We start from the raw sequence: 13,367 nt of genomic DNA on the forward strand, positions 1-13,367 counted from the left end.
GGTTTTTCATGATTTCAAAGTCACAAATAAAGTTTATCAATTCACTTAAACACAATAAATATAGATTAAAATATAATTGTTTTGTTGCAGAAGGAGTTAATGTAATTAATGAATTTATTAAATTTAGTTATGAAATTCAAGTAGTTTTTGCAATAAATGACTCTCTTTTAATTTGTGATAATGTTCAAATAATTACAAAAAATGATTTAAGAAAAATAAGTTTTCTCAAAAATCCATCAAATTCTTTAGCAATTTTTAAAAAACCTAAACCTGACTTAGATTTAAAAAAAATAAATAATGAGGCTGTTTCGATTATACTTGATGGTGTTTCAGATCCTGGTAATATGGGTACTATTATACGTACAGCAGATTGGTTTGGTATAGAGAATATTTATATATCAAAAGAATCTAGTGATGTTTATAACCCAAAAGTCATTCAATCAACTATGGGCTCACTTGCTAGAGTTAAAATACATAGAGTGTCTCTATTGACATTATTAAAAAAAATGAAAAAAAATAATATTATTTGTTATGGCGCGACTCTTTCAGGTTCAAATGTCTTTCAACTAAATAAACCCGATTATTGTGCTATTGTATTTGGCAATGAGACTCATGGTATTAGTCATGATATTCTTAAGTTAATTGACCAAGAGGTATCAATTCCATCGAAAAATAACCATGTAGACTCTCTAAATGTTTCTGTTGCCTTTGGAATTATTTTATCTGAATTTAGATAAAATGTTTTTTTTAATTAAATTAGCTATAATTAAAATTTTATCCCTAATGAAAAACTTTGTGCCATTTGTTTTAACTCTTTTATTCATGTTTTCTTTTGTCCGTTTAGAAGCATCAGAAAATGAAAATAATTCTAAGGTTGATAATTGCTCTTTGTCCAGCATGTATTTAGATCCTGGTCATAATCAGAAAAGAGGTAAAGATGCTTCAGTTATTGAGATGTATTATGGTATGACACCCTCCGCTTTTGCACTTAAATATAACTTGTCATTTAAAACTCCGAAAACAGAGTCAGTATATGTTATGACGGGAATGGATTTTGATTCAGATATGTTTGCTAAAATCGGTATTGTCTTAAACCCTGGTAAGAAAAATAAGAATTTACCTACATTCCCTAATCCAGATGGAAAAATTTCATTCTTATTTAAAGGATGGAGATATGTCATGGTACGTCAAGCATTAGAGCTTGGTTATAAAGGACATTTTTTAGACACTGAAGAAACTGAGACTATTCCATATGAAACTCCAGGATCTGGTAATAATTTTATTGGAGATTCTAATGATAATTATGGCGGCTTGACATGTAATTATTCATTAATATTAGATGGTAATTTTCTTTTTGATAAGGCAATGTGGAAAATTTTTGACCATCGTACAGCAAGAAGGATTAGGTTGAAATTTGATGTAGGAGCATTTTTTAATTTAAATAAATTTAATCAACCTAATACAGGTTTTTTGAATATCATTGGCAATAGTAATGAAGTTGAATCCGATGGTGATTGGGTTTTAGATATTAATGAGGATGAACTTAATAATTATGGGTCAGAAGAAACTAATGCCTTTTTTGGACAACCATTATTTATGCCAACATATTCTGTTGTTCAATTTTTCTTAAATTTTTCGATTGGCTTTGCTTTTTAAATTTACTCAAATGTTAAAGAAAAAAGTAATCCTCTAGTAGTTAAACCCTCAATAGGACTATCATATTTGTTGTTTTGAGCTATTAGCACATTTTTTAACCCATATGAGTATTTTATCTCCGGAGAAAATTTAAAAAATTCAAAATAAATATCTACTCCAAATCCTAAATCAATAGAATAGTTGGTTTTAGAAAATTCAAGATTTCGATTTTCAGCTAATTCTTCAATTCCTCCCATGTCAAAAATAATATTTGAACCCAGAAGTATATATGCTCTACCGTTGTTAATTCGGTCGGATCTATATTTTAAATAAATTGGAAGTTCAAAATTTGATATGCCAGAATTGCTAGGTTGTGTTGTTTCTTGGCTATTTGAAGTATAATATAATTTTTGATCAGTAAAATTGAATGATGGAGTTATTCTAAGATTATAGTTTTGTTTAATTTTTATGTCCATTATAATCCCAACATTGAAACCAGGTTCATATTTTGAAAGAATTTTTTGATATATGTTTTGCTCAATGAATTGACTAGAGTAATTAATTTGAAGTTTGTTGTGACTTAATCCAAGTGTAAATCCAAAGTGATATTTTTGATTATCATAATTAGAGTTGTTTTTAGGTAATTCTTTTTGCGCAAATAAATTAATTGACAAAACAGTAAGAAAGAATAGAGTTTTAATATTTGTATTCATGCTTAGTATAATTCTTCAAGCGAGTTTTTAATTAATTGGCATGCTTTTATAATTTTTTCTTCAGAAGCAGCGTAGGAAATTCTTATATAATTGTCTAATCCAAATGCTGAACCAGATACAGTTGCAACATTTCCTTTGGTTAACAAATACATCGCAAGATCATTTGTGTTAATTAATGTTGTGTTTTGAAATTTTTTACCTAAATAGTAAGAGACATCAGGGAATATATAGAATGCACCTTCGGGTTTATTAACTTTTAAACCTTTTATTTGTGATAATGATTGAATAATTAAATCTCTTCTTTGTTTAAATACTCTCCTCATTTGGTTTGTGCAACTTGGATCTTCTGAAAGTGCTGCAATTGCAGCTCGTTGTGTTATAGAGCATGTTGCAGACGTAATTTGTCCTTGCATTTTAATACAAGCATTCGCAATCTCCTTTGGAGCTCCCAGATATCCAAATCGCCATCCTGTCATCGCAAAACCTTTCGACAAGCCATTAATTGTCACTACTTGATCCTTAACTTCTTCTATGGATCCTATGCTAACATGTTGAGTTTGAAAATTAATATGTTCATATATCTCATCGGATATAATTATAATATTTTTATATTTTTTTAATACTAAAGCAATTTCATTTAGCTCATTTTTAGAGTAAACAGACCCACTAGGATTACATGGTGAACTAAATAAGAACGCTTTTGTTTTATTTGTAATTGACTTTTCTAATTGTTGGGGGGTAATTTTAAAATTAGTATCAATACTTGTGTTAATTATTTTAGGTGTACCATCAGCTAATTTCACCATTTGTTGGTAACTTACCCAGTATGGAGCCGGTAATATCACTTCATCATTTTTATCTAATAATACCATTAAAAGTTGAGCTATACTTTGTTTTGCTCCAGTAGAGCAGACAATTTGGTTGGGTTTATAGTTAAGATTATTATCGCGTTTAAATTTATATGAAATCACTTCAAGTAAATCTTGATATCCAGGTACAGGTGTGTATTTAGAAAAGTTTTTATCAATAGCATTTTTAGCGGCCTTCTTTATAAAATCAGGGGTATTAAAATCAGGTTCGCCTAAACTAAGATTAATAATTTTTTGACCCGATGATTGTAGTTCTCTACTTTTCCTAGCCATAGCTAGTGTTGCTGATTCTTCGATTTGTTGAATTTTTTTTGAAAGTATTAACATATTTTGCTATAATATTTAGGATGTTAATTTATTTATTTAAATTTAAAAATAATGATATTAAGTTAAGAAATATTAGATATGGATTTTTTTATTAATAATATATTATTTATTGCCATTATATTTACTTTGTTCTTGTCTATTTTTTTATTTATTAAATATCAAAAATACTCAAATCACACTACTGATAAAAAGGAATCTTCAGCTGAAATTGAAATTAGATTAAGAGCTTTTGAGCGTATAACTTTATTATTAGAAAGAATTAAACCCCTAAATATTATTAATAGATTAGAGCTTCATAGTGTTAATAGTGATCAATTAAAGGTTATTTTAATTAAAAATATTTCAATAGAATATGACTATAATGTTTCTCAGCAAATATATGTTTCTAATGAATTATGGAGTCTTGTTGAGCTAATTAAGGATAGATTAATCAATAGTGTTGCTAATATTTCGGATAATTTGAAACCAGATGCCAAGACGACACATTTTATTGAACAAATGCTTAAGGATCAAAGAAAAAATAATTTACTAATCCAAAAAGCTCAAAAAATATTAAATCTCGAAGTTAAGAGTCTAATATAGTTCCATAATTTTATTATGTATTTTGATAATTTGAGGGGTTAATAATTTTTTTTCATTATTATTTATAATATAGTCTGCTTTATGCTTTATGTTTTTGAATAGAACTTGACTATTTATTATTTTTTCTATTTCTTCTTTGGTTCTTTTATCCCTTTTTTGGATTCTACTTATTCTTAATTTTAATGGGCTGTGAACCAAAATTATTTTATCTAAATTATTAGCTGTGTCTGTTTCAAATAATAATGCCGATTCTTTTATTATATATTTCGATGTTTGTTTTGTATACCAATCATTAAAGTTTTTTAATACTTTAGGATGAATAATGCTGTTTAATGTATTAAGGTGGTGATCATTATTAAAAACTATTTGTGATAATTTCTTCAATTCGACACTCTCTCCATTAAATATTTCACTTCCAAACTTTTTTTTTAAAACAGAGATTATATATTGATCCTTATATAATTCTTTTGCGACAACATCCGAGCTGAAGACCGGAATTTGTAATGTTTTAATTATTTGACTTATAGTTGTTTTACCTGACCCAATACCGCCTGTTAGTCCAATTTTGTATGGCTGTTTCAAGATAATATAATTGTTATGTTGATTTTACTGGATTCAAAGACTTGTCTCTAGATATTGATTGTTTGTCAATGGTAATTTTGGTATTGTCAGCAATTTCTAAAATTATTTTTGTTTCTTTCAAAGCAGTAATTTTGCCGTGAATGCCTCCAATTGTAACTACTTTGTCACCTTTTTTTAACTGAGAACGAAAATTGTCTTCATTTTTCTGTTTATTTATTTGTGGTCTTATCATAAAAAAATAAAATACAAATATAATTAGAATTATAGGGAGAAAGCTCGCAATTCCTCCAGGAGCGGATGCTTGTAAAAAATGAGACAGTGTATACATATTCATTTAATTTTGACTATTCTATTACTTCAATATTTCCAGTTACCCTCAGTTTTGTGTTAGGTGGTGTTGTGTTTGCAGTTAATGTAACAGTTTTATTTTGATTTCCTTTTTTGTTTTTAGAATTAAATTTAACATTTATTTCACCAGTACCTTTTGGAGGTATTGGCTCTTTTGGCCAACTTGGAACAGTACAGCCACAACTTCCTTTTGCATTAGAAATAATCATAGGTTCAGTACCATTATTGATAAACGTAAATGTAAATTCGGGAGAATCACCCTGTGTAATTGTTCCAAAGTCCCATACTTGACCACCCTTATTTGTCCAGGAAAATTGAGCTTTTCCTCCTTCATCTATAATTTGCGCATTAACTGCATTATTATTTTTATTAGTGTTTGAAGGTTGTGGTGTAGATGTTGCTTGAGATTTATCACTGTTAATTTTATCAGAGGCATTTTGGCAACCAATTAAAGCAAAAATTAAGCATAATGAGATAGAAAATAGTTTGTTCATGTTTAAATGTAATTAAGTTGGTATTATTTTTTATTTGTTTTCAAAAATAAATAAATCTATTGATTCATTAAAGTTTTTTTTCTAAAATATCTTTTGTGTATTTATCTAATATCCCGTTAACAAATTCTTTACTCTTTGGAGAACTGTACTCCTTTGAGATGTCAATATATTCATCTAATGTAACTTTATGTGGAATATTAGCAAAAGATTTCATTTCAGTAATTGCCATTCTCATAATAATTAAATCACTTAATGCAATTCTTTCTATATCCCAATTTTCAGCTAACTTGTAAATATCTTGATTGAGTTTATCTGTATTTTTAATAGTTTTTTCAAGCAGTTCATATGCGAAGTTTTTATCTTCTTTTTGTCTAAACAATTTTAATATGTTGATATTATGATCATTGTTAATTTTTTCTAGTAATGTGTTATAAACCATCAGTAAGTCATCATTCCAATAAATAGAATGTTCTTCAATAAAATCATGAATTTCCTCATTGCTTATTATGTGAGTTTTAAGTATTTTAAGTACTAAAGTTTTTTCAATTTTCAAGTTATTTTCATCTTGATGCATATACTCATTGTATATTTTTGTTTTTTTAATCTTTTTAAATAGTTTTTTTGAAACATTATTGACTTTTATATCATCAATTTTTGTATTTTTTTCTTTAGATGTGATTTTTTTTAAAATACTATTATTTATAAATTTTTTATTTGGATTTAAATCATGCGCTTTAGGTAGAAGTTTTTTTTTATTAGTATTAATTTCTTTTTTTGCAATAACTCGAATTGTAAATAATAAATAAATTATTAGGTAGTAAAGAGTTCTATATGATTCTAAATTTTTTGAAAATTCCTTTTTTAAATCAAATGATTGATGTTTAAACTTTTGTGAATATGTATAAAGAGACTGAAATACTTTAATTCTAATATGTCTTCTGGGAAGCATTTATGATTTATGGGTTTTAGAAATTTTGTTTTTGGCAATTTTAAGAGCTGCTTTTTGGGATGAAATGTTTTCAGATTCTGATTTTTTTAAAATTTCTATTGTTGTATCAAATATTGTTTCAGTTTTTTCTTTTACTTGCTGGTTGGAAAATCCTTTTAATTCCGAATAAACATTTATCAAGCCACCTGCATTAATTAAAAAATCAGGTGCATATAATATGTTATGTTTAATTAATAGATCATCATGAATATTTTCTTTTGCTAATTGATTATTCGCTCCACCTGCAACAATTGCACATTTTAACATAGGTATTGTCTTTTCATTTAATGTGCCCCCAAGTGCACAGGGCGCATAAATATCAACATCAGCAGCGTAGATATTTTCGGATATAATTTTAACATCATAATCATCAGCTATTTTACCTAATTTTTCTGGGTTAATTTCATTTACCCATATTTCTGCTTCTTCATTATTGAGAAGTTCTATTAAGTTACGACCAACGTTTCCTACACCCTGAACTAGTACTTTTTTTCCTCTTAGATTATCAGAGCCCCATTTATGAAAAGCACTACCTTTCATCCCCATAAGTACACCATATGCTGTAACAGGAGATGGGTCTCCACTTCCACCAAGTTTTATTGGTTTGCCTACCACATGGTTAGTTTCTTTATGAATCATTTCCATGTCATGAGTTGTCATTCCAACATCTTCGGCAGTTATGTATTGACCATTTTGTGATTCAACAAATTTACCAAATGATCTCATCATTTCTGCAGTTTTATTTTTTGAATCTCCTATAATAACGGCTTTACCTCCTCCAAGTTGAAGTCCAGTTATAGAGGCTTTGTATGTCATGCCTCTGGATAGTCTAAGCACGTCTTTAGTTGCCTCACTAATATTATTATAATTCCACATTCTTGTCCCCCCTAATGCAGGACCAAGACTAGTGTTGTGAATTGCAATAATAGCTTTTAAATTAGTTGTTGTATCAGAACAGAAAATAACTTTTTCATGTTTTTTCTTTTCCATATAGTCTATTACTGATTTATCTATTTCGGGTAATTCAGTAATATCACATATTTTTATCATCGTAAATGAACTATAAATTAAAGTTATTATTCTTTGTAAGCACGACAAAAGTAACTTTTTTATTTATAAATTGAAAAATATTTATTTCATAATGGGTCATTTAAAATATTTAAATAAGTTTTTCTTTAAATACAAGAATAAAATATTTACTGGTTTTGTATTTGTTGTTTTAGCTAACGTTTTAGCACTTTTGCCAGCAAATTTGATAGGAAAGTCTTTTAATTTAATTGTTAATTCTTTAAGTAGTATTAATAACAACTCTAATTCAGATTTGTATCAGTCACTTTTAATATATTCTTCCTTACTAATTTTATTTGCATTACTAAGAGGTGTTTTTATGTTTTATATGAGACAAAATATTATTGTTGTTTCTAGGGATATAGAATATGATTTAAAAAATGAAATTTATCAACATTACCAAAAACTATCTTTTGATTTCTATCAAAATAATGATTCTGGAGACTTGTTAAATAGAATTACCGAAGATGTGAGTAGGGTAAGAATGTATTTAGGGCCTGCTGTTATGTATAGCTTTAATTTGATTACTCTAATAATTCTAATAATTTCTAGAATGCTATTTGTGAGTCCCTTTTTGACTTTTGTAGTTTTATTGCCACTTCCTCTTTTATCATATTTAATTTATAGAGTAAGTAATAAAATTAATCTTAGAAGCTCAAAAGTTCAACAAACATTATCCTCATTAACTAACTCAGTTCAAGAATCATTTTCAGGTATCAGATTAATTAAGTCGTTTGTTAAAGAAAAAAATATTATCAAACATTTTAATCAATTGTCAAATCAATATATGAATGAACATATTTCATTAGCGCGTGTAAATTCAGTTTTTTTTCCTCTTGTGTTATTATTAGTTGGAGTTAGTATTTTATTGACTGTTTATGTCGGAGGTAATTTAGTTTTAGAAGGATTAATTACTATAGGAGAAGTTACTGAATTTATTATCTATGTGAATATGCTTACATGGCCTGTTACATCGGTTGGTTGGGTTACTGAAGTTATTCAGCGTGCTTCTGCTTCTCAAGAGAGAATTAATGAGTTTTTAAATAAAAATGACTTTACAATTTACAGTAGGAAGAATGAAGGTCAGTTAAAAAATATAATTTTTAAAGAATGCATCAAACTAAAAGACATCTGTTATGTATATCCCAAAAGTAACTTTGTTGCAATTAATAAAATAAGTTTGTCAATAAAAAGGTCTAATATAGTTGCTTTTGCAGGTAATATTGGCTCAGGAAAGAGTACCATACTCAAATTATTAACTGGTGTTATAGTACCGTCTTCTGGAAATTTGTTTTTTGATAAAACATGTTTTCAGGATATAAATTGGTCAATTTTTAGAAAAAAAATTGCATATGTTTCACAAGACGTTTTTTTATTTTCTGATACAATACGTAATAACATCTTATTTGGTAATAAAAACATCCTTGATAAGGATTTAATTTTTATTATTGATCAACTTTGTTTACTTGCTGAAATCCAGTCGTTTTCTGATGGTTTAGATACTTATGTTGGTGAGGGTGGAATTACATTGTCAGGTGGTCAAAAACAAAGGGTAGCAATTGCAAGAGCACTAATCACTAAGCCAGATATATTAATCCTTGATGATGCCTTATCAAGTATTGATTCAGAAACAGAATTTAAGATTTTAAATTTTATTTCAAAGTATTTATCTAGCACAACAATTGTCCTATCATCTAACAGATTGTCTGTTTTAAGTATTTGTGATAAGATTTATGTTTTAAAATCAGGATTTTTAATTCAGGAGGGAACTTCCAAGGAATTAATGCAGCAAGATGGTTTGTTTAAAAAGTTATTTATTAATCAAATACGATTGACATAAATTATTTATATAAATATATTTTTATAGATTTGTCAAATAAATAACTAATAAATTTTATAATGGAAGGAAAAGAAAATTACGAAAGAGAAGAGATTTTTTCAAAATCTGTTCGTGCAGGTAGAAGGACATATTTTTTTGATGTACGGTCTACTAGAGCTGAAGATTATTATATGACTATAACTGAAAGTAAAAAGTTCAGTAATGATGATGGTTCTGCTCATTACAAAAAACACAAAATTTATCTTTACAAAGAAGATTTTGATGAGTTTGCGGCAAGTTTTAAAGAAGTTGCTGACTTTATTTTTGATAAAAAGGGAAGAGATGTAATATCAAATACACCCTCACCTAAGGAGGATTTAAACGAGAATTCGGATTCTGAAGCAACTTCAGAGTCTGAAGTAACTCCAGAATCATCTGAAGATTCTTCAGACGTTAAGTTTGAAGATATTTAAATAAGTCTGATTATTTAATATAAAATTAAAAGCGAGCAAAGCTCGCTTTTTTTTGCACAAAAAAAGGCAAGCTACTTGTATCACACCGCTACAACCAATTTATCCTTGCTGTCTTCCGACTCTGGGGAGGTTCGTTGGGAGCTGGTTGCACAAGACTTGCCCACTACAAAATTAAAATTATTTTACAATTACTTTTATATTTGTAATTAAAAATATGTTACCAAAATATCGAAATTATGCTTTTAATAGAGGAATTGTGATGGGTTTTGGTTTGTGCTTAATAACTTTTTTTTTTTATATTTTTAATTATAAATTATTATTTCAGACTCGCATTAATACAATTTGTTTTCTAATATTTTTTTTATTGTTTCCAATTTTTACGTCAATTAATCTTAAAAAATTGGTGTCTTCATTCAAAGACTATTTTTCTATAAATTTTTTAATGATGGCTACTTCATCATTAGTTTATACTGTATTCATATATTTTTTATATAACTCATTTGATGAAAATGTTGTTGGAATATATGGCTTGTTGCCAAGTTTATTATTACATCTGGATGATGGATTAAATTTTTCAGTCCCTTTGAACAATTTTTCTTTCACTGCTCAATTAAATTCATATATATTTTGGTTAATGCCTTGCACACTATTTACATCACTCATATCTTTACTAATGAAAAAAATCAGATAATTATGAATTTGTCGATTATTATACCTGCATTTAATGAAGAAAAATCTATACAAATTCTTATAGGTGAAATTCAATCTGTTCTATCTTCTTCAAACTTTATTTACGAAATTATTGTTATAGATGATGGTAGTACGGATTCTACTTGGACTATTTTAACAGATTTACATAATTCGGTCAAACGATATGATAATTTTGATATTAGAGCTATTAATTTTAAAAGAAATCTTGGAAAATCTGCTGCATTGGATATTGGTTTTTTACATGCAAAGGGAAATGTTGTTATTACAATGGATGCTGATTTACAGGACGATCCAAATGAAATTTTAGCCCTTTATAATATGATCGAAAACGATGGGTATGATTTGGTTTCTGGTTGGAAAAAGAAAAGACTGGACCCATTATCTAAAACTATGCCAACAAAATTATACAATTGGGCTACACGAATTATGTCTGGTATAAAACTACATGATTTTAATTGCGGTTTAAAAGCTTATTCAATTCATGTTGTTAAGAGCATTAGATTGTCAGGTGAAATGCATAGATATATTCCTTTGTTAGCTAAACATCAAGGATATTTAAAAATAGGTGAAAGAGTTGTCCATCATAGAAAGAGAACTTATGGTGTCACAAAATATGGAGGATGGAATAGATTTTCAAATGGCTTATTGGATTTAATTTCTATTTCTTTTATAAATAAGTTTGGTAAAACTCCAATGCATTTTTTTGGATTATTAGGTATATTATGTTTTTTGATAGGCTTTATAATTGCTGTCTATCTTACCTTTGCTAAAATATTTTTATTGCAATTTAACATGACTGACCGACCTTTGTTCTTTTTGTCTATGTTATTTATGATTATCGGGTCTCAATTATTTTTGTCAGGATTTTTGGGTGAATTAATTATTCAGAANAAACCACTGGATAGTGTTGAGAGAATTAATAAAAAAATAGGATTTTAAATTGTTGAAGAAAATTATAATAGGTCCTGGATATCCTCTCAGAGGAGGTATTTCTGAAAGCAATCAAGCTTTGTTTAATGCTTTCAAGATTAATAAGGATGATGTTAAGATAGTTTCTTATAGTTTGCAGTATCCTACTGTTCTCTTTCCTGGTAAGAAACAATTTATGGATGGAGTTAATTTTAAAATAGATGGTGTTGAAAATTTGATTAATACTCTTAATCCTTTTTCTTGGTTAAAAGCTGCTAGATATATTATTAAAGAAAAGCCAAAATATGTTATTGTTAGATATTGGCATCCTTATTTTGCTTTTTGTTTAAGTGTGATTTGTAAGATATTAAGAAGAAATTCTATATATATAATTGCTTGGATTGACAATGTTTATCCGCATGAATCAGTCCCTTTTCAAAGTATATTAACTTCTTATTTTCTAGGTTCCTGTGATGCTTTTTTTGTAATGTCTGAATCTGTTAAAAAAGATTTATTGAATTTTAGTAAGGTTGAAAATAAAAATATTTATTTATCTCCTCATCCTGTNTATAATGTNTTTGGAGATATTGTGAATAAACAAGAAGCNAGAGAAAAAATAGGGTTGCCTTCCTCATCAATTAAAGGAAGGTGTATTTTNTTTTTNGGACTTGTCAGAAGTTACAAGGGTTTAGATCTATTATTAGATGTAATGGCTTCTAAAAAGATAAAGGAATTAAATCTTAACTTAATAATTGCTGGAGAATTTTATGATGCTAAAGAAAAATATTTAAAAAAAATTAATCATTTGAAACTCAAAAATATTTATTTATATGATTCTTATATACCAAATCAAGATGTGGCAAATTATTTCTGTGCTTCGGATATTGTAGTTCAGCCTTATATTTCAGCAACACAAAGTGGAGTGTCTATGATTGCATATAATTTCAATAAGCCAATTATCTTAACAAATGTTGGTGGTTTGTCAGAATATGTTGTAAATCAACAAGATGGTTACTTAGTTGATGTTAATATAGATTCAATAGCAGATGCTTTAGTTGATTTTTATAAAAACAATAGAGAAGAAAAATTTGTTAAATCTGTAAAGAAAAAACAGATTAATTTTACATGGTCAAATTTTGCACATAAATTTAATTTATTATATGATCAATCTAATAATTAGTATTTCTATTTTCTTTTCTTTCATCAATTTTTCTTGTGCACAAAATATGTTTAACGAAAATGGTGAAAGACAGGGTGTATGGACAGGATATCATTCAAATGGTCAGATCAAGTATGATGGGCAATTTTGGAATGGTAAAGAGTTCGGAGTTTTTAAATACTATGATTTAGCTGGAAATTTAGCAATNAAANTAAATTATCTGGATACAGGTTTAACTAGTATGGCAACTGTTTATTATTCTTCAGGGTCAATTAAGTCAAAAGGTTATTATTATGCTAATAAAAAAAATAACTTATGGATTACTTATAGTGCTTCAGGTAAAAAAATACAACAGGAACAATACGATCAGGGTGTTTTGAATGGCGAGTCTTTATATTTTTACAATAATGAGACTATTGCAGAATCTTATTATTTTGTTAATGGTNAAAAAAATGGATTAGGNAGNAAATTTTATCGTTCAGGTTTTTTAAATATGATATGTAATTATGAAAATAATTTNCCTCATGGTTTTGTTAAATTTTTTTATAATAAAAAAGGCGAGGTGTTGGAATCAAAAGGTGTGTTTAAAGTTGGTCGGAAAGATTCAATTTGGGAGTTCTATGATGAGCAAGGTTTTTTAATAAAAAAAAAAATTTTAATTCAGATTATTAAATTATATTTTTTGTAAAT

At 27.5% G+C, this 13,367-nt stretch carries 16 protein-coding genes and 1 other RNA gene; 9 read left to right on the forward strand and 8 right to left on the reverse strand.

Going from position 1 to position 13,367, the window contains the following annotated elements:
* Positions 1-8: 8 nt before the first annotated feature.
* Together CBD51_004375 and CBD51_004380 are read left to right on the forward strand one after the other, a co-directional pair.
* Entirely contained in the window at positions 9-737 is a 729-nt protein-coding gene (locus CBD51_004375; GenBank protein ID RPG58702.1) for an RNA methyltransferase, read from the forward strand.
* A 46-nt stretch (positions 738-783) separates the two neighbouring features.
* On the forward strand, positions 784-1,656 hold the full coding sequence (locus CBD51_004380; GenBank protein ID RPG58703.1) for a hypothetical protein: 873 nt from the start codon (positions 784-786) through the stop codon (positions 1,654-1,656).
* A gap of 2 nt (positions 1,657-1,658) precedes the next feature.
* Here the strand turns inward: CBD51_004380 and CBD51_004385 are convergent, their stop codons facing one another.
* Together CBD51_004385 and CBD51_004390 are read right to left on the reverse strand one after the other, a co-directional pair.
* Positions 1,659-2,348, reverse strand: a complete 690-nt coding sequence (locus CBD51_004385; protein RPG58704.1) for a PorT family protein — start codon at positions 2,346-2,348, stop codon at positions 1,659-1,661.
* Between the two features lie 2 nt (positions 2,349-2,350).
* Positions 2,351-3,544, reverse strand: coding sequence for a pyridoxal phosphate-dependent aminotransferase (locus CBD51_004390; GenBank protein ID RPG58705.1), 1,194 nt, complete (start codon positions 3,542-3,544; stop codon positions 2,351-2,353).
* A gap of 78 nt (positions 3,545-3,622) precedes the next feature.
* Here CBD51_004390 and CBD51_004395 point away from each other — a divergent pair, with 78 nt between their 5' ends.
* On the forward strand, positions 3,623-4,126 hold the full coding sequence (locus CBD51_004395) for a hypothetical protein (GenBank protein RPG58706.1): 504 nt from the start codon (positions 3,623-3,625) through the stop codon (positions 4,124-4,126).
* Here CBD51_004395 and CBD51_004400 read toward each other — a convergent pair.
* From CBD51_004400 to CBD51_004420, 5 genes are all read right to left on the reverse strand, one after another.
* A complete protein-coding gene (locus tag CBD51_004400) occupies positions 4,118-4,714 on the reverse strand; it encodes a dephospho-CoA kinase (GenBank protein ID RPG58707.1) in 597 nt (198 codons plus the stop codon). The two genes, CBD51_004395 and CBD51_004400, sit on opposite strands and share 9 nt — an antisense overlap.
* 7 nt (positions 4,715-4,721) lie before the next feature.
* The gene (gene yajC, locus CBD51_004405; GenBank protein ID RPG58708.1) at positions 4,722-5,036 is read right to left on the reverse strand and encodes a preprotein translocase subunit YajC; all 315 of its coding nucleotides are present in this window, start codon (positions 5,034-5,036) and stop codon (positions 4,722-4,724) included.
* A gap of 16 nt (positions 5,037-5,052) precedes the next feature.
* On the reverse strand, positions 5,053-5,550 hold the full coding sequence (locus CBD51_004410) for a DUF1573 domain-containing protein (GenBank protein RPG58709.1): 498 nt from the start codon (positions 5,548-5,550) through the stop codon (positions 5,053-5,055).
* A gap of 67 nt (positions 5,551-5,617) precedes the next feature.
* On the reverse strand, positions 5,618-6,499 hold the full coding sequence (nusB, locus tag CBD51_004415; GenBank protein ID RPG58710.1) for a transcription antitermination factor NusB: 882 nt from the start codon (positions 6,497-6,499) through the stop codon (positions 5,618-5,620).
* A complete protein-coding gene (locus CBD51_004420; GenBank protein ID RPG58727.1) occupies positions 6,500-7,588 on the reverse strand; it encodes a Glu/Leu/Phe/Val dehydrogenase in 1,089 nt (362 codons plus the stop codon).
* Positions 7,589-7,679: 91 nt separating this feature from the next.
* On the opposite strand from CBD51_004420, the gene CBD51_004425 reads away from it, so the two are divergent.
* Both CBD51_004425 and CBD51_004430 read left to right on the forward strand, forming a co-directional pair.
* Positions 7,680-9,446, forward strand: coding sequence for an ABC transporter ATP-binding protein (locus CBD51_004425; GenBank protein RPG58711.1), 1,767 nt, complete (start codon positions 7,680-7,682; stop codon positions 9,444-9,446).
* 59 nt (positions 9,447-9,505) lie between these two features.
* Positions 9,506-9,898 (forward strand): DUF3276 family protein, encoded by a 393-nt coding sequence (locus CBD51_004430; GenBank protein RPG58712.1) that lies wholly within the window; start codon positions 9,506-9,508, stop codon positions 9,896-9,898.
* A 61-nt stretch (positions 9,899-9,959) separates the two neighbouring features.
* Here the strand turns inward: CBD51_004430 and ffs are convergent.
* An RNA gene (gene ffs / locus CBD51_004435) (signal recognition particle sRNA small type) lies at positions 9,960-10,060 on the reverse strand.
* Between the two features lie 280 nt (positions 10,061-10,340).
* On the opposite strand from ffs, the gene CBD51_004440 reads away from it, so the two are divergent.
* The 4 genes from CBD51_004440 (at position 10,341) to CBD51_004455 (ending at position 13,365) form a co-directional block, all read left to right on the forward strand.
* Positions 10,341-10,589 (forward strand): hypothetical protein, encoded by a 249-nt coding sequence (locus CBD51_004440; protein ID RPG58713.1) that lies wholly within the window; start codon positions 10,341-10,343, stop codon positions 10,587-10,589.
* Complete coding sequence (locus tag CBD51_004445) at positions 10,589-11,548, forward strand: glycosyltransferase (protein ID RPG58728.1); 960 nt, start codon at positions 10,589-10,591, stop codon at positions 11,546-11,548. The genes CBD51_004440 and CBD51_004445 overlap by 1 nt, the downstream gene beginning before the upstream one ends.
* Before the next feature lie 4 nt (positions 11,549-11,552).
* Positions 11,553-12,698, forward strand: coding sequence for a glycosyltransferase (locus CBD51_004450; GenBank protein ID RPG58714.1), 1,146 nt, complete (start codon positions 11,553-11,555; stop codon positions 12,696-12,698).
* Positions 12,679-13,365, forward strand: coding sequence for a hypothetical protein (locus tag CBD51_004455; GenBank protein ID RPG58715.1), 687 nt, complete (start codon positions 12,679-12,681; stop codon positions 13,363-13,365). Before CBD51_004450 ends, CBD51_004455 begins: the two co-directional genes overlap by 20 nt.
* Positions 13,366-13,367: the final 2 nt, after the last annotated feature.

This window comes from Flavobacteriales bacterium TMED191 (genome assembly GCA_002171975.2).
Classification (GTDB): domain Bacteria; phylum Bacteroidota; class Bacteroidia; order Flavobacteriales; family TMED113.